The organism is Variimorphobacter sp. HTMS_6 (genome assembly GCF_059717775.1).
Genome location: NZ_AP046094.1, coordinates 2,640,187 through 2,658,659 on the forward strand (window position 1 = coordinate 2,640,187; position 18,473 = coordinate 2,658,659).

An 18,473-nucleotide genomic window follows, 5' to 3' on the forward strand; every position below is an offset into this window, starting at 1 on the left:
AATACTCCTTATATTAATACCGTCTCTCTTGAATTCGCCTCTTATTATACTATAGATATCTAATGACATAATTGTTATCAACGTCTTAGTCTATTTTATTTTGTTGCAAGCCAAGCCTGTTTTAAATCCTCTCGCATATCAATTACCGCTTGTCTAGATGCATCCGCGTAACCCTCAGCACCAAACTTTTCATATCCCTTCAACTTATATGCTGCAATAATACCTCTGGAGGAGTTAACAATTGCGCCAAGACCATCCTTATTAAAATAAGGTGCCAAATCTTCCGCTTTCCCCCCCTGTGCTCCATATCCGGGTACAAGAATATAAGTTTTAGGCATCAGCTTACGAAGGATCTTACCCATCTCAGGGTAGGTTGCTCCGACTACTGCACCGATATAGCTATAGGAGTTACCCATGTGCTGCTCACCCCATTCGGCAACTTTTTTACCTACCAATTCATACAATGGTCTTCCATCCACTAATTGATCCTGGAACTCGCCACTGGAAGGATTGGAGGTTTTCACAAGAATAAATAGTCCCTTATTCTCTTCTTTACACACATCAATAAAAGGATTCACACCATCAGAACCAAGATATGGATTTACAGTAATGAAGTCTTCATCAAAGCCACGGTAATCCTTACCACCAATTGAAACCTTACCAAGGTGCCCTGTTGCATAAGCTGCAGAAGTGGAACCGATATCTCCACGTTTGATGTCACCGATTACAACAAGTCCCTTTTCTTTGCAATACTCCACAGTTTTATGGAATACCTTTAATCCTTCGATTCCAAACTGTTCATACATCGCAATTTGTGGTTTTACGGAAGGAATCAAATCATAGGTTGCATCCACAATCCCTTTGTTGTACTGCCAGATTGCTTCTGCCACACCCTCGATGTTTTCACCCTTTTCGCTAAATGCTTTCTGCAGAATTTGGTTCGGAACAAAATCCAACATAGGATCAAGACCTACAACAATTGGTGCTTCTAACTTCTCAATTTTCTCCACTAATTTGTTTATCATCTTCATTCTCCTTATATCATAGAGGGTAACCTCTTAATCTACTTCATATACTCATAAACCGGTTTACCACCTACAAAAGTATACATCACTCTGCCACATACCTTCTTACCATGGAATGGTGTATTCTTTCCCTTAGAATAAAATGTGTTTTTATCAATGAGATACTCAGCATTCTGATCAATGATTACAAGATCCGCAATTTTGCCCTCACCAATGCAACCTCTGTCGATCCTTAATATCTTCGCGGGATTGACACTCATCTTCTCCACTAGCTGTGCCGGAGTTAAATATTCTGTCTTAACAAGCTCGGTATAGGTTAATGCAAATGCTGTCTCCGAACCTACAATACCAAATGGCGCGTCTGCGATTGATTTTGCTTTTTCCTCCTCAGAATGCGGGGCATGATCTGTAGAGATTACATCCATAATTCCATCTCGTAAAGCTTCCTTAAGGGCTTGTACATCTTCAGCAGAACGAAGTGGGGGGTTCATCTTAAAATTTGCGACATCACCGGGTATATCCTCATCGGTTAGGATAAAATGATGGGGGCATACCTCACCAGTCACATTTAACCCTTCTTTTTTCGCAAACTCAACCATAACTGCACTGTACGCTGTGGAACAATGGCACAGATGAAGTCTGGCACCTGTTTCCTTCGCAAGCAGTATATCTCTGGCTGTTATAATATCCTCTACCGCATTACTGATTGGAGCAACATTCAGCTCTATAGCCTTTTTGCCTGCATTAATTGCACCTTTTCCAACAAGGCTCTTATCCTCACAGTGCGCAAATACCGGAATATCCTGCTCTGCTGCAATCTTCATCGCCTGAGCATATAAGGCGGTGTCCATTACTGATTTACCATCCTCACTCAGAGCGCAAGCTCCCGCTCCCTTCATTGCCGGAATGTCAGTAAGTTCACTACCCTCCTGACCGAGCGTGATAGCACCGACCGGTAGGATATTAATAACCGAATCCTGCTTTGCTTTGTCTAATATCCATTGAATCATTTGTGGACTATCGGTTACTGGTTTCGTATTCGGCATTGGACAAATCGCCGTATATCCTCCGGCTGCTGCCGCCATAGAACCGGTACGGATTGTTTCTTTATATTCAAAACCGGGCTCACGTAGATGCACATGAAGATCGATAAATCCGGGCATAACATAATTACCATGTACATTGATAACATGTAGCTGATCTTCCTTCTTATTCCCCTGCTTAATGAGCTCACTTTCTTTCAGGTTCTTAGCCACTTTCACAATGGTATCTCCGTCAATCAGTACATCAAATAATCCCTCTCTGTTTGAAGCAGGATCAATCACATAACCATTCTTAATTAAAGTAAGCATGTTTTTCTCCCTTTATCTATGAAATTTCCGACTCTTCCACATCTAGGAATACCTTATGGTCAAGATAGTGTTCAAATTCTTCCTTCCGTATCCAATTACTATCCACCAAATCTTCCGAAAGAACCACTTCACTGTTGGTAACCCTACACAGATAACTGATCCCGATATTATATACATCTCCCGTCATAAATGACCAGGTATAGAGAATTCGTTCAATGGATGCCGGTAACCCTGTCTGCTCAAAAACCAATCTAAGAACTGCCTTTTCCGGTGCCTCTCCAAACTCAATCCCACCGTCAACAAACCCCCATTGATATGGATCTGAAACACGATCATCAAACCATCTCTTTACTACCAGGTATTTATCCTCATACTGAACAATTCCTTTTACCAATATACTATATTTATCCATGCCATCCTCCAATCTGCTATTCTATGTTATAGACAATGTGACTTTACTAAGGTACGTAATGAAAACGAAATGTAGCAATTATTCTAAAATAGGTTGTCCTGCTAGATAATTTACAAATTGTTGGGCTGTTCGACCTGATCTTCCGCCATGCGACAGTTCCCACTTATTCGCTTGCGCATATAGTTCCTCATCGGTAAGTTGAATACCAGGATGGCGTCTGGCCAGCACTCTGACGATTTCCATGAATTCATCAAAGTCCGGAGATGAAAAATTAATCGTAACACCAAATCTTGCAACCAATGACAGCTTCTCTTCCATCGTATCAGAACGGTGCAGTTCCTCCGTTGTCTCCATATCAGAACGGTCATTCCAGGTTTCCCTAATTAAGTGCCTGCGGTTAGAGGTTGCATAGATCAGAACATTGTCCGGCTTATTTTCCAATCCACCCTCTATCACTGCCTTTAAATATTTGTACTCAATCTCAAATTCCTCAAAGGACAGGTCATCCATGTAAATGATAAATTTATAATTTCTATTTTTAATTCTAGCAATAATAGAGGAGAGATCTTCGAATTGATGCTTATAGATTTCGATAATTCGAAGCCCTTCCTTATAATATTCGTTCAAAATCGCCTTTACCGAAGTGGATTTACCGGTTCCACTATCACCGAATAATAAGCAATTATTTGCTTTTCTTCCTTCTATGAATGCTTTGGTATTATCAATCAACTTCTTTTTTTGAATCTCGTATCCTACCAAATCATCCAACTTAATCTCAAGTGTATTGGTGATCGGTACCAACTCGGTTTTGCCGCTCTCCTTATTGATTCGAAAGGCTTTGTTCAGTCCAAATAATCCTACTCCGTAATCACGATAAAATGAAGTAACTGCTTCAAATATTTCGTGTTCATCCTTAGATGTCGCTATCTGCTCACTCAGCATACGAACCTTTTCACTAACGCTTGCATTGTATCTGCTGCTATTCTTTTCAATCGAATGATAATTACATATCACAGAGAAGCAATCAATCTCCAGCGCTTGTTCCAATGAACTAAAGTCATAGTCAAACAGCTGCTTAAATATCTTAAAATCATTTTTAGCAAACTGATTTACAGTGCCTTCCTTTTCACCTACCTTCTCACATGTAATACTGAACGGATTTTCCGTCGTTGCCAGAAGATATGCCAGATAATTATGCCATAGATTATGATTAAACCCATACTCCGTTGAGAGCTCTAATAATTGATGTATTAAGGTATATATCCTAGAGGTAATATCCTCTTTCACAAATACCGTATCTTTCTGATCTTCATGATATCGATCATATTCTTTGATCAGATTGGCAAGCCTTAATAGAATACTGTCCTCTTCGATATTTTTATACACGACAAGCTTTGATATATAACGATACATTCTATCTCATCCCCCTAACCACACTTCAATGCTCGTTTATTACATACGTTCCGGTGCTTCAAATCCAAGAAGGTTTATACTTGTGAGTAAGATATCCTGAACTAACGTAATTAAAGCAATCCAGGATGCCTGTTTTGTTGCATCTTCCTCTGTGATAATCTTCGTATTATGATAAAAGCTATTGAATTCATTCGCTAAATCATAGATATAGGAGCAAATTCTATGAGGTGCTATATCAGTATAGGCTGCATGTATCATCTCGTTGAATTTGGTTAGCTCTAGCATTAAGGCCTGTTCGGAAGGTGTTGTTGCAGATATGATTGTATCTGCTCCGGTACCTTTATTCAGCTCAGCATATTTTGCAAGAATTGATTTAATTCTTACTATAGTATAAAGGATATAAGGACCAGTATCACCTTCAAAGGAGGTAAAACGATCAATATCAAAGATATAATCTTTACTTACCTGATTGGATAAATCACCGTATTTTAATGCGGCAAGACCTACCTGAGCAGCGATTTCCCTTGCTTGCCCCTCCTCCATATCACGGTTATCCATGATTTTGCGATATACATCGTCATTCACACCCTTAATCAGGTTTTCAAGACGCATAACACCGCCCTCTCTGGTTTTGAAAGGCTTCCCGTCCTTCCCATTCATCGTACCGTATCCTATATGAGTAAGCTTAGTATCCTCATTGATTAGCTTTGCTTTTCTAGCACAACGGAAAACCGTCTCAAAATAAAGCTCCTGACGCTTATCGGTAACATAGATGATATGATCCGGCTTAAAGAGTTCCATACGCTCCACAATTGTTGCAAGATCCGTTGTATTATATAGAGATGCTCCGTCTGATTTTAAGATAATACAAGGCGGAATCTCCTTTGTGTCTGTTTCTTCCTTAACATCAACAACCAATGCACCCTCGCTGATACGAGTATAGTTGTTATCCTTTAAATACTGTACCATCGGTGGGATATAAGGCTGTACGTCACTTTCCTTTTTCCATAATTCAAAGGATACATCCAGTGTCTTATATATTCTCTTAATATCATTTACTGATACATCCAGCATATGATTCCAGATTGCGGTATATCCTCTATGTCCGTTCTGTAATTCATAGGTGATTCGTTTTGCTTCTTCGTGGAAATCCGGATTTGACTTAGAATATTCACTTGCAGCAGGGTAAATCTCCTCTAATTCCGTAATATCAAATGGAGCTTCTGTTGGATATTCTCCTTCATAACTATCATCAAAATATGCTAATTCCGGTTTGCGTCTTTTTAACTCTGCGATGATTAGTCCCATTTGCTTACCCCAGTCGCCCAGATGAACGTCACCCGTAACATCATTACCACAGAAGCGAAGTAATCTTTTTACACTTTCACCGATAACTGCGGAACGCATATGACCAACATGCAAAGGCTTCGCAATATTAGGGCCGCCGTAATCTATTAATATTTTCTTAGGATCCGGATCCTTCTCATATCCGAACTGTTCGGCTATTTTCATTTCATTCAAGTAATTAGCCAAAAATTGATTACTCACTTTAATATTGATAAATCCCGGCATGATTGCGGTTATTTCTTCAAATGTTTCACTCGCTCTCAAAGTTTCAGCAACCGGCTCAGCAATCTTAATAGGAGCAGATTTATACTGTTTTGCTGCTGCCAGCGCACCATTACATTGATACTGACATAAGTCAGGACGGTTTGAAATGGTTACTATACCATATTTCTCTTCAAAACCGTTTATTTTAAATGCTTCCTTCACCTCATTAGAGATTAATTCAATTATTGTTTTCATATCGTACCTCCATAAAAAGCACCTCAACGTGCTTCTGTGTCGAATCAACTGTACATACCCTTTTCCGTTGCTTTGTAAGATATGTTCATTATATATACATATTTCCAATTTAAACTCAAACAATACTTTATCATAGATGAAGTGGATTGTCATCATATAACAAAAATTTTTCCTTTTCTATCACTCACGAATTTTAAGTATTTAATTGATACTTTCTGTATTTTATTAACAAAGAAATTTATTATTTTACACAAATTATAGAAACATTTTTTAAAAATATGAAAAATAGGGTATTTTTTTTGACTAAAATGTTGTATATTAGTTTATAGCAAACATTCTATATGAGAATTCTGTGAAGCATATTTTTCGTAAATATGTTTCAAATAATGTATGGGGTACATAGCGCGGATTTTCTCGTTAAAAGGAATGATCGAGAGATTATCTTGAAATACGAAAGGAGAAACATCATGTTCGGGCTTTATTTTGGTAATTATTTAGTGGAAAAGGGTTTGATCAACTCGACTCAATTTGAAGAAATAATTCTTAAACAACAACAAACAAGAGTTAAACTGGGTCTGATTGCTGTTTCAGAAAAGTTATTAACCGCAAAACAGGCGGAGGAAATCAATCAATTGCAGCGAAGTATGGATCGCCGCTTTGGTGATATCGCAATTGAAAAGGGATATTTATTAGAAGAAGAGGTTACTCATCTTCTCAATATGCAGGGGAATCCTTATCTTCAATTTGTCCAGGTTGTTACGGAAAATAATATCTTAAGTACAGATGAATTAAATCAATACATTGAAAGCTTCAAAGCAGATAATCAGTTTACTGATTTAGATATTGATGCTTTAAAATCCGGTGATATTGATCGTATTATTTCTATATTTAATGTAACTGACTCCTCTTTGATCAATCAGCTTATCGGCCTATATTTGAGAAACTTCGTACGCTTTATCAGTAGTGATATTATTATTAAAAAAATCACAAAAGTAAGTGAATATACATATGGAGCTCTCGCTTCTCAGAAGATGATTGGAGACCATGAATTCTTTATAGGAATTGCCTCTGTAGGAAATGAGCTGACCACAATCGCAAGTCCATTCGCGAAAGAAGACTTCTCTAAAGTGGATGATGATGCTTTTGATGCAGTTTGTGAATTTATTAACTGTTGCAATGGTTTATTCGCTTCAAAGCTCAGTCACGAAGACATACAAATAGATATGACTCCTCCTCTCTACTATTCTGAGAAGAAGCTTTCAGCAAACGGAGATATCTATGTAGTTCCAATTATAATTAATGGTGCTCAGTCCGATTTACTGGTTGCAGTAGATCATCCGGTCGAGATAAACTAGGAGGGATATAATCATGGCAAAGATTCTTATGGTTGATGATTCTAAAACATCACGAAAAATTCTAAGAAGTATACTTGAGGAAAACGGACATGAAATAGTTGGTGAAGCTGCCAATGGTGAAGAAGGTTATGGGAAATATAAAGAACTAAATCCAGATATAACAACCATGGATATAACAATGCCTGTAATGGATGGTTTGGAAGCATTAAAATCCATCGTTGAGTATGATAAGAAAGCTAAAGTTATCATGGTTACTGCTGCTGGTCAAAAAGCTAAGATGGTAGACGCCGTTAAATTTGGTGCAGCTGAATTCCTTGCGAAACCATTCGAGGCAACACAGATTATCGAAATTATTAATAAGGTTTTAAACTCTTGATTATGACATAAACTATGACACAAACAGGGCCGTCGCACAAAAAACGTGCCGCGACCCTGTTATCTTTATCTTTTATTTTATCTTTATTTTATCTTTATACCTGATATGGCATAATAACGGCTGCTACAATATAAGCGAATACACCGAGTCCTGTAAAGCCGAATATTACCCACAACAAACGAATTATAGTTGGATCAACATTCAAATAATCAGCTACTCCTCCGCATACTCCGCATATCATTTTGTTCGTACTTGATTTATAAAGTCTTTTTGGTTCCATAGTTTTAATCTCCTTTCAGATATGTTATTAGTTAAATTTTACATTTATTTGCCCAACATCGCAATCTAATTTTATATTATTCTTTGCATCTTTTTGATTGATTATTTTATTGTTTATATTATGATAGCTTGAATCTCCTACCGTTACTTCTCCGACGTCACAGCTGACATCATAGGAATAATCTGATTCTTTTCCGTCTAATTTCAGACCCACATTACCTACATTGTTTTTGATTACATTTTCTCCCGTAATATCACCAGATACATTAATATTTCCAACCTCACAGGACATATCAATATTTTTCGCTTTTATCTGGTCGATTTTTATCTCACCGGCTCCAACATGATACCTAGAGGATTCTTTCACCGTCAGGTTCTTTACATAGAGTCTGCCGGATTGTACATCCAAGTCACAGGTACCCGCATTCAACTCCTCAGCATCCAATGCCCCTGCTTTAATGCTAATTTGGATGTTATCTGCCACGAATTCCTTTGGAATGGTAACCTTAATCTTATTTGAATTATCCCAGTCGAAGATGCGGTTTGCGGGAAACTTCCAGCCGAATATATTTACCTGATCTTTATTATTCTCTTTGATATACCAAGTGCCATCTTCTACATAGGATTCTATTTCACTCTTTGTAACATTATCTGCAGTGATCTCAAATTTATCACCTGTAACTACTTTTACAGCACGATAATCAATATCCATATCTATGCTTTTTACACCCTCAAAGCTTTGATGCAGCGATGAAGTAGGTTCTACTTTATGAAACCCGGACGTGGCAAACGCGATTATCACTAATACTATACCAAATCCAATCGCCATCAGAGCTATTCCCAGCCATACTTTCATAAATGATTTCATGCTATCACACTCCTATTCTGAAAAGGCATTTTACATATATATACCACGCCTTTGAACATTGCAGGAATTACTGTTTTGCATAGGAATGTAGTTACCATTAAGAACAATACTCCTAATCCGAATACAATCATCCCTGAACCACATAAGGCTAATCCAATAAATGGAACCGTAATTTCTGCTAAACCGGCGATAAATAATACAATTCCTGTTATGAAAAGTGCGACACCGGTTGCGCCAAATCCCACTATAACACCCAGGACTGCAGCTACAATTCCGATGAATACTCCAAATGCGGACATGATGAGCGGAAATCCAAAGATACATAACACTATAATTAGCACTACCTTCACTCCATTATTATCCGCCTGGTTCTGTGCTTTATAACCCTGCGATGTATTCTGGTTGTTCTCAGAATTATTACTACCTGTTTCGGCTTTTGCACCCTGATTTTGTCCATTGGCATTGGACTTTTTGCCACCCATTAATTCGAATTTTTCATCTGCATAGGTGGTATCTTGATAGCCCTTCTCTGTAAACAATCCACTTCTTTCACGATCTACTTCATTCAAATTCAAATCTGCCTTAATAATTCCTGCCACCTTAGCAGGCGAACCCAATTCTTTTAATATATCCTCTTCATGCTCTTCTCCGGCATCTTCTATATATCCGTTATAATAATTCAGAGCTTCTTCTCTTTCTTCTAAAGGGATATCGGACAATAAGCTTTCGAGTTCCTTCATGAATTCTAGCTTTGTCATCTATTTCACTCCTTCAAAAATATTATTAATCTTTTTATAATAGCTTTCCCACTCATCAACATAAAGTTTTAATTGAGCCAAGCCTGCGTCCGTTATCTTGTAATACCTACGGTTTCTTCCTCCAAATTCCAAATCATACACTTCCAAACATGCTTCCTTCTGGAGTCTTCTAAGAACCGGATATAGAGTAGATTCCGATATTTCGATCGCCAATCGAACATCCTGTGTTATCTTATATCCGTACGTACCTTCCGGTTCTTTGGAAACAACAGCAAGCACAATTGCATCAAGCAAAGCTGAACCGGTATTAAATACCATACCAACAACTCCTTCCATCACTTCATTATATCTAATTTAATATTATTGATTTAACAATACTATACATCATATAATATTATATGTCAATATTGTTATTTAAAATATTTACATTATTTGAATCCCTCTTAGCGACTATAACATCTATTGTTTATATTTCACACATCCTTCTTTTCATTTTCAAAAGTACTAATTCAAAGCTTTTACTTCAATATAAAAAACCATGTATGAAAAACCCTTAAATCAAAAAGAAAGGCTACACTAACCTCAATTACTTCCGGATATACAAGTATCCGATAGGAATTGATGGTTTAGCGTAGCCTTTCCTTATCTATTCAGTAAAGTCCAATCTATGAGTTTTTCTCACAATTGAATTTATCACTAAGCATATAGTGAAACGGTAGAACTACAGTGGAGACATTCTTATGTTTACTTAAATGCTGTGTGAAGAAATACGTGGTCTGATTATGTAAAATACTATCATACCAATGAGCTGTTACAAACTTAATTACTATAACAGAGATATTTTCTCCATGTTTAAGCTGTTTCTCTCTTTCCCACAAATAGTTGTCCATAGGTTTAATTATATCACGATAAGGGGTTTCGATAATTTCTAATTTGTAAGGAATCTTAAGTCTATCCCAATCTGCTCTCAGCTTCTCGGCATGTTCCGGATGACGGCACACATGAAGCGCTGTGATATCGTTTGAGATTGAATTCGCATAGTTAATTGCCTTTAGGAATGGTTTGTTAATATCATGCACCAGCAGAATACACTGTGTTGAGGCAACTCCCCCCTTATCATAATAAGGACAATATTCTTCTAGATACAACTCATTGCCAACTGCAGAGTAATGTTTTTTAATTACATACATCAACAGCATCAATGCAGGAATCGCGATACTTAATATCCACGCACCATCGGTGAATTTTGTACTAAATACAATAATCGATACGACCAAGGTTACGATTGCGCCGAAACCGTTGATCCAGCATTTGTACTGCCATCCCTTCTCCTTGATTGTTCTCCACTTTTTGAACATACCATACTGTGCTATCGTAAAGGAGACAAATACCCCCACAGAGTAAAGCGGAATTAATAAATGGGTGTCACTCTTAAATCCGATGATGAGCAAGGATGCAGCAATAAAGATAAAGATAATACCATTGGAAAAGCTTAATTTTGTTCCTCTTGAGGAAAACTGTCTTGGCACATATCCGTCATGCGCCAGGATATACAGTAACTGAGGCAGACCGTTATATGCGGTGTTAGCAGCCAAAATCAATATAAATGAAGTAAATAACTGAATCGTATAATACATAAATGTATGACCAAATACCGCGGAGGACATCTGGGATAATACGGTATGACCTTCCACATACTGAACCTGAAGATTACAAGCGAGAATGGAAGTACCACCCACGATAACTAAAATGATGGCACCAAGCATATATAGTACATGCTTTGCATTACGACGTGACGGGGTCGCAAAGCTTGGCACTGCATTACTTACTGCCTCAACACCGGACATTGCAGTACATCCTGATGAGAATGCCTTTAAAACAATCAGCATTCCGAGTCCATTAATCGTTTCTGTCGGTACAATGGGAGTCGAATAACTGATTGGATGTAATGTACCGGTAAACAACTTGAAGAACCCGGTTATAATCAATGCTACCATAGAAAAGATAAATATATAGGTAGGCAAACCAAATATTTTTGACGCTTCTTTAACACCACGTAGATTAATTAAGGTAATAATCGCAACACAAAGCAAAGAGATTTCTACCTTGTAGGTATGAAGTGCCGGAAATGCAGAAGACAAGGCTGCTGTTGATGATGAGATACTAACGGCAACCGTCAATATATAATCAATTGTTAATGCTGCCGCAGATAACATCGCTGCAGTATGACCTATGTTTTCCTGAGCGACAGCATAAGATCCACCACCATTTGGATAATGATCAATAATCTGCGAATATGATATGACCAGAATAATCAATAACAATAATATAGGCAGTACAATAAATGGCAGGGTATGAAATGCCAATAAGCCCATAGCAGGTATTAAAATAAGTAAAATTTCTTCGATTGCGTAAGCCACCGATGATACAGCATCACTCGCCATAATCGGAAGTCCCCACACTCTCGATAGTTTTTCGTGAGCAATTTCACTATTCTTAAGCGGCTTTCCCAAAAGAATATTTTTAATGTTCATTTACTTTCTCTCCTCTTATACACATAACTTTTCAAATTCTGATTTCCCAAATTCCGTTTCCTCGGCAAATCGGATGCTAATATCAGTATCTACTTATTATATAGATTCATGTGTTAAGATAGTGTAAATATTTTTTGATTCATCTAAAGATAATGTTATAAATTTAATAAAAATTTCATATTTCTTAAGAAAGTATCACAATATTTTATTACGCTTGATTCTTTGGTATTGTTATGATAAATTTACTTCCTTTATTAACTTCACTTTCCGCTAATACAGTTCCACCATGTGCCTCAATAATAGACTTTACGATAGTTAATCCAATTCCAGAACCACCTGTAGAACGATTCCGTGATTTATCGGCACGATAAAAGCGTTCAAAGATATACGGAAGTTCTTCTGTGGGGATTCCCATGCCTGAATCTATCACTCTCAATCCTGCCATATCCTTGGTTTCAAATATCTCAATCGATATCTTACTATTATCCCCTGAGTACTTGATGGCATTGGATATGAGATTGACTACTACCTGCCTGATTCTATCCTGATCCGCATATAGACCGACCCTTGTTCCTGATACCGTCAGTTTAATATCTCTGCTTTCCAGTTCTGATCCAAAGTTTAACACGGTTTTGTCAACAAGCTCATTCAAATAGATCTGCTGCTTGTTCAGCTTTAGGTTATCGCTTTCAATTCTCGCAAGCTTTTCCAGGTCACCTACTAGGATACCAATTCGCTGTGCTTCGTCATAACAACTCTCCAGCTTCTCCGGGGAAGCCTCCCACACGCCTTCCATCATAGCTTCCAGATGGGACTGAAGGATTGTGATTGGCGTACGTAACTCATGTGCAACATCTTCCGTAAGTTGTTTTCTTAGTTTTTCGAGTGTCTGTAAGGACTGTGCTAAATGATTGATGGATTCCATCAACAATGTGATTTCTGCTGTGTTACTTTCATCCTTCAATCTTACACCATAGTTTCCATCTGCTATCTGCTTCGTAACTTCTACCGTCTTTAAAATCGGCTGACTGATTCTTTTGGCAAGAAGATGTCCGACTACCGCTGAGAGCAGTAAAGAAAACAAACCAATTCCAACCAACACTCGGTTCAATGAGTGCAAGAACTTGAATTCATTTTCATTGAGAAAAAATGGTCCGAAATATCCGACACTCACTCTACCGATTACCTTATTGTCTAAGTACATCGAACTGCTCTCTGCTTTAAATTCACCATTCATCTGTGGATATTGAATCTTCATTCGATTCGATATGTCACTCATAATTTGATTACATAAATTCATATCATGGGACTGAGCATCCCATAATACTCGGTTTTTATCATCATAAACCTTTACAATATAGCCTTCATATAATGAATTCATGCCAATCGCATGGATAAAACTCACATCCCACTTTTTCGTTGAAGGTGTATATTGTTTACTGATACTCGATATGATAATCTGCTTTTTTAATTCTTGTTGGCGTGTGATATAATCCGTAAACTGTTTATTAATAAAATAATTTGAAAGCACACTAACTAAAGCGATTGTTGCCAAAACAATCGCTAATATCGTAAGTGATAGCTGGGTTCTTAAAGCTCTTTTCATCCCTATACCCTTTCTTTATCATATTATTCCATCTTATGTGAATTCACCGCCGAATTTATATCCCACACCATGTATTGTCCTAACGTAAATAGGTTTCTTCGGATCAGTTTCAATCTTCTGACGAAGATTTTTAATGTGACTGTCAATGGTTCTGTCATACCCTTCAAATTCATCTCCAAAAGCAGATGCAATCAGCTCATCTCGGGTAAATACTTTATTGGGATATTTGACTAGAGTAATCAGCAGTTTATATTCATTTGGTGTAAGTTTAACTTCCTTGGACTGCTTCATGACAGTTCGACTTACAAAATCAACCTCAAGATCCCCTTCATTATAAGCACTTTTATTTACTAGTGCCTCCAGGTCATTTGAAGCTCTACGCAGCACTGCCTCTATTCTCGCATATAATGCCTTTAAACTAAAGGGCTTTGTAATATAATCATCCGCACCGATACCCAGACCGACTAACATATCCTCTTCATCGGCTTTTGCAGTCAGCATAATAATTGGTACTCTAGACTTTTTGCGGATTATCCGACATACCTCTTCTCCTGAGATCTCCGGAAGCATGAGATCAAGCAATATCATCGTAATCGATTCCTTGTCAAATATCTCAATTGCTTTTTTACCATTATCCGCCCAAACTACAGCAAATCCTTTGCTTTCTAGAAATGAAATCACTACACTTGCAATCTTGTGTTCATCCTCCACCACTAAGATTTTCCTACCCTGACCAGTCATAAAAGTTACCTTACCTTTCAACAAAACCATTATATTTTAACTGCCGGCAAAAATGAAATAACCCATTATTTTGCCGGCATTACTTTTACATTATTATGGTTGTTTATCCAAATTAAATGGTTTTAGGAACTTATCCACTTGAATCTTTTTGCCTTTGGAGTCCATCGTATCAACCTTTGCAAATACCCATCCGTCCACTTTCTTCGGATCAACACCGGCATCAATAAGCACCTTGGGGTTGAGCACAAATACAATATCTTTGTCATTTGTTTTGGTATTCTTTGCCCATTCAAATACATTACCGTTTGCAAGATCAATTCCAAAATGGTCTAGATTGGAATGATACTTCAAATGGCTACGATAGGGGAATACAATGTTTTCATAAGCTTTAAGAGCACTGCTGTCCTTATCGGATCCAACTTTTTTATCGCCCAGATCTGTTCCAACAACAATTTTATCACCTTGAATCATACCATTCGGTAATTTTGCTGGATCCAAACCAGCCTTTAGGAACGGTTTCACATCTGTTTCAAGCTTAACATCAAGTGCTGTTTTACTCGTATCCTTACTCCATAGGAATTTCGCTGTTTCATCCGGAGCGGTAAGTGACCAATTTTCAGCTGTTTCATCCAATTGAATTTGGTCACCTGACAATGTAAGTATTTTGTCGTAGGAATCAACCGAGTGATCACGGATGACATCCAACTTACCACATGCACTTAGACCAACTGCGGAGACGAGGAATATTGTCATAATTAAAAACTTCTTCATATTTATTACCATACCTTTCATCAAAACCTACAGACTCAATCCGCAGGTTGAAATTTGAGTGTGTATATTTTTAATGATAGGGTTTAAATCTTTTTAAACGCAAAGCATTGGACACAACGGAAACTGAGCTGAAGGCCATTGCAGCTGCTGCAAAAATCGGGTTTAATAACGGTCCTCCGAACAGATGCAAGATTCCTGCTGCGATCGGGATTCCCGCTACATTATAACCAAATGCCCAGAAAAGGTTCTGCTTAATATTACGTATCGTGCTTTTACTTAAGTGTATCGCTGTCGGCACATCCATTAAATCACTCTTCATTAAAACGATATCTGCTGATTCCATCGCAACATCCGTACCGGATCCTATCGCAATACCTACATCAGCCTGAACAAGTGCTGGCGCATCGTTGATACCATCGCCCACCATACATACCTTTAATCCTTCTGCCTGAAGTTTTTTCACTTCATTGGATTTATCCTGAGGAAGAACTTCAGCTAGTACTCGGTCAATACCAACCTGTTTTGCGATTGCCTGAGCAGTCTTAAGATTATCACCGGTGATCATCGCTACTTCAATTCCCATTGACTGGAGCTTTTTAATTGCCTTTGCACTATTTTCCTTAACCACATCGGCTACTGCTATGATACCTCCAAATTTTAGATCTGTCGCAATGTACATTGGGGTCTTGCCTTCACCAGCAAGTTTATCGGATTGAATGATAAAATCTTTTAGATCAATTCCTCTGTCATCCATTAGTTTTTTGTTGCCGATTAATATATTAATTCCATCAATTACAACTTCAATACCATGTCCGGGAATTGCATTAAATTGATCCACTGGAATTATATCAATCGATTCTTTTTGTGCTCCTCTTACTATTGCCTCTCCAAGTGGATGCTCGGAACCCTTCTCTGCGGAAGCTGCGAGCTGTAATAATCGTTCACTGGAGATTTCTGAAGTTGTAATAATATCCGTCACCTCAGGTTTTCCTTCCGTAATAGTTCCGGTTTTATCAAATACAATTGTATTAATCTTATGAGTAGTTTCCAGTGCTTCTCCACCTTTGATTAATATGCCATTCTCTGCACCCTTACCGGTACCAACCATAATCGCGGTAGGAGTAGCAAGTCCTAATGCACATGGGCAAGCAATAACTAATACCGAGATAAAGATTGTAATTGCAAAGGAGAATGGTTCTCCAGTTAAAAACCATGCCAAAAACGCTAATAATGCTAAGCTACAAACAATCGGAACAAAATATCCGGATACGATATCCGCCATCTGAGCGATTGGCGCTTTTGAGCTTTGTGCATCCTCTACCAATTTAATAATCTGTGCTAAGGCAGTATCACTGCCTACTTTTGTAACTTTAAACTTAATCATACCATTTTTATTAATGCTTGCCGCGTAGACCTTGTCACCAATCTTCTTATCAACCGGCATGCTCTCGCCGGTTAGCATCGCTTCATCAATGGAAGTACTTCCTTCAATTACAATACCATCTACCGGTATCTTCTCTCCTGGCTTTACTAAGATGATTTGATCAATCTCAACTTCATCAATAAGAACTTCGATTTCTTTTCCATCCTCGATCACCGTAGCCGTCTTCGGCGCAAGCCCCATCAACTTCTTAATTGCTTCGGAAGTCTTGCCCTTAGATACAGCCTCAAGGGATTTACCAAGTAAAATCAATGCAATAATAACACCAGCCGTCTCAAAGTAAAGGCTGTCTACCGCATGAAAATTACCATTAATAATCTCAAATGTATTATAGATGCTGAATAAAACCGCAGCAGTGGTACCAATTGCAACCAGCGAATCCATATTCGGGCTCCTCTGTATCAGCGCTTTAAAGCCGACCGTATAAAACTTATATCCCGCAATTATAATCGGTATAACAAGCGTGATCTGAAGCAATGCATAACGAAGCGGATAATTCATCGGTTGGATCGCATCCGGTATCGGTAAAAACAACCAAGAAATCATAGGTACCATTGCAAAATATAATAGCGGAAGACCAAATACCGCTGCTACGGTAAACTTAGTCCAAAGAGTTCTTATCTCCTTCTCCTTACGAAGTCTGTCTTCATCCACAGTAGTTTTATCCATCTCAAGAACCTGATAACCGATATTTTCAACGCAGGCCTTTATCGCTGATAGCTTAATCTGATGAGGGTCATATTCCACTGTAGCCTTTTCCGTTGCCAGATTAACAGATACCTTACTTACTCCTTCTAGCTTGCTAATTGCCTTTTCCACTCTCTGAGAGCATGCCGCACAGGTCATACCACCAATCGGGAGAATCACCTGATTACTGGTACTCTCTTCAATCACTCCGTAGCCTGCCTTTATTACTGCATCCTTTATCACATCAATTGATATGTCCTGGTTATCATATTCTACAGATAACTTTTCAGTTGCTAAATTAACATTCGCATCGTTGACACCTTCTAATTTGACAACTGCTTTCTGTACTCTCTGTGCACATGCAGCACAGGTCATACCACTTATTTTAACCGTTTCTTTATTCATATTAACCTCCAAGCCGCCAACACCCGCGAATTTGAGCATAGGCACAAATTTCCACACTAACCTTAGCATACCAAAACTTCGTAGTGTGAATTATGTTTTTCAATAATTCACACTACCTCCGTTTCTTACTTCCAAGTTTGAAACAACACAGTTGCCTGCTTTAATACATCCTTAGAAATAGTAATTGTATCATTACTAACACTCTTATATTCATCCGTTATCGGTACAGGATTACATCCACCCTTTGTCACCTCAACGTCATCCATTCCAAAACGATTGCCACAGTTTTGGCATACCAGCTGATTTCCTTCTTCTTTATAATAGCCCTTACCGGAATTATTGCAGACCTGACAGGTATTGAAAGCGGTTCGTATGGTACCATCAGAAGCTTTTACAGCGATCACTTCCATATCGGTTCCGCCAATCTTAACAGGGTAAAACCCAGCTTTTTCTGTTACATTTTTTGTTTGGATTACCAAATCATTATCAACCACTGCCTTAGTGGATGAATTCTTACCTGCTTTTGAACCGAAATTCTGTCCTACTAATAATCCACCACCGACTACTAATAATGCTATCGCAATTAACACTACAATTGCAAGCTTTTTTCCTCTAAACTTCATCATCATATATTTCTTAACCTT

The 18,473-nt window shown here is 38.0% G+C and carries 17 protein-coding genes; 2 read left to right on the forward strand and 15 right to left on the reverse strand.

The genetic code is table 11. From position 1 onward, the window contains the following. Nucleotides 1–95: 95 nt before the first annotated feature. The 5 genes from pyrF to argS all read right to left on the reverse strand — a co-directional run bounded on the left by pyrF (nt 96) and on the right by argS (nt 6,008). Nucleotides 96–1,025: an orotidine-5'-phosphate decarboxylase gene (pyrF, locus tag AC6IWN_RS11960; RefSeq protein ID WP_497987642.1), complete on the reverse strand. Its 930-nt coding sequence runs from the start codon at nt 1,023–1,025 to the stop codon at nt 96–98. A 38-nt stretch (nt 1,026–1,063) separates the two neighbouring features. Then, nucleotides 1,064–2,377, reverse strand: a complete 1,314-nt coding sequence (locus AC6IWN_RS11965; protein WP_497987643.1) for a dihydroorotase — start codon at nt 2,375–2,377, stop codon at nt 1,064–1,066. Nucleotides 2,378–2,393: 16 nt separating this feature from the next. Then, nucleotides 2,394–2,789: an NUDIX domain-containing protein gene (locus AC6IWN_RS11970; RefSeq protein WP_497987644.1), complete on the reverse strand. Its 396-nt coding sequence runs from the start codon at nt 2,787–2,789 to the stop codon at nt 2,394–2,396. Nucleotides 2,790–2,867: 78 nt separating this feature from the next. After that, entirely contained in the window at nt 2,868–4,202 is a 1,335-nt protein-coding gene (locus AC6IWN_RS11975; RefSeq protein ID WP_497987645.1) for an ATP-binding protein, read from the reverse strand. A 39-nt stretch (nt 4,203–4,241) separates the two neighbouring features. Next, entirely contained in the window at nt 4,242–6,008 is a 1,767-nt protein-coding gene (gene argS, locus AC6IWN_RS11980; RefSeq protein WP_497987646.1) for an arginine--tRNA ligase, read from the reverse strand. A gap of 467 nt (nt 6,009–6,475) precedes the next feature. On the opposite strand from argS, the gene AC6IWN_RS11985 reads away from it, so the two are divergent. Continuing rightward, entirely contained in the window at nt 6,476–7,363 is an 888-nt protein-coding gene (locus AC6IWN_RS11985; RefSeq protein ID WP_497987647.1) for a chemotaxis protein CheX, read from the forward strand. Between the two features lie 13 nt (nt 7,364–7,376). Next, on the forward strand, nt 7,377–7,739 hold the full coding sequence (locus AC6IWN_RS11990) for a response regulator (protein WP_497987648.1): 363 nt from the start codon (nt 7,377–7,379) through the stop codon (nt 7,737–7,739). Between the two features lie 94 nt (nt 7,740–7,833). Here AC6IWN_RS11990 and AC6IWN_RS11995 read toward each other — a convergent pair whose 3' ends face one another. The 10 genes from AC6IWN_RS11995 to AC6IWN_RS12040 all read right to left on the reverse strand — a co-directional run bounded on the left by AC6IWN_RS11995 (nt 7,834) and on the right by AC6IWN_RS12040 (nt 18,458). Beyond that, nucleotides 7,834–8,019, reverse strand: a complete 186-nt coding sequence (locus tag AC6IWN_RS11995) for a PspC domain-containing protein (protein ID WP_497987649.1) — start codon at nt 8,017–8,019, stop codon at nt 7,834–7,836. Between the two features lie 27 nt (nt 8,020–8,046). Beyond that, nucleotides 8,047–8,886: a DUF4097 family beta strand repeat-containing protein gene (locus AC6IWN_RS12000; protein WP_497987650.1), complete on the reverse strand. Its 840-nt coding sequence runs from the start codon at nt 8,884–8,886 to the stop codon at nt 8,047–8,049. After that, the gene (locus AC6IWN_RS12005) at nt 8,883–9,644 is read right to left on the reverse strand and encodes a DUF1700 domain-containing protein (RefSeq protein WP_497987651.1); all 762 of its coding nucleotides are present in this window, start codon (nt 9,642–9,644) and stop codon (nt 8,883–8,885) included. The genes AC6IWN_RS12000 and AC6IWN_RS12005 overlap by 4 nt, the downstream gene beginning before the upstream one ends. Then, nucleotides 9,645–9,962, reverse strand: coding sequence for a PadR family transcriptional regulator (locus tag AC6IWN_RS12010; RefSeq protein WP_497987652.1), 318 nt, complete (start codon nt 9,960–9,962; stop codon nt 9,645–9,647). A gap of 347 nt (nt 9,963–10,309) precedes the next feature. After that, nucleotides 10,310–12,178, reverse strand: coding sequence for an APC family permease (locus AC6IWN_RS12015; RefSeq protein ID WP_497987653.1), 1,869 nt, complete (start codon nt 12,176–12,178; stop codon nt 10,310–10,312). A gap of 208 nt (nt 12,179–12,386) precedes the next feature. After that, nucleotides 12,387–13,784, reverse strand: a complete 1,398-nt coding sequence (locus AC6IWN_RS12020; protein ID WP_497987654.1) for a sensor histidine kinase — start codon at nt 13,782–13,784, stop codon at nt 12,387–12,389. A 33-nt stretch (nt 13,785–13,817) separates the two neighbouring features. Further along, a complete protein-coding gene (locus AC6IWN_RS12025; protein ID WP_497987655.1) occupies nt 13,818–14,555 on the reverse strand; it encodes a response regulator transcription factor in 738 nt (245 codons plus the stop codon). A 63-nt stretch (nt 14,556–14,618) separates the two neighbouring features. After that, entirely contained in the window at nt 14,619–15,296 is a 678-nt protein-coding gene (locus AC6IWN_RS12030) for a hypothetical protein (protein WP_497987656.1), read from the reverse strand. A gap of 70 nt (nt 15,297–15,366) precedes the next feature. Further along, nucleotides 15,367–17,829: a heavy metal translocating P-type ATPase gene (locus AC6IWN_RS12035; RefSeq protein WP_497987657.1), complete on the reverse strand. Its 2,463-nt coding sequence runs from the start codon at nt 17,827–17,829 to the stop codon at nt 15,367–15,369. 125 nt (nt 17,830–17,954) lie between these two features. Then, nucleotides 17,955–18,458 carry a DUF2318 domain-containing protein gene (locus tag AC6IWN_RS12040; RefSeq protein WP_497987658.1) on the reverse strand — a complete coding sequence of 168 codons (504 nt, stop codon included), beginning with the start codon at nt 18,456–18,458 and terminating at the stop codon, nt 17,955–17,957. Between the last annotated feature and the right edge of the window lie 15 nt (nt 18,459–18,473).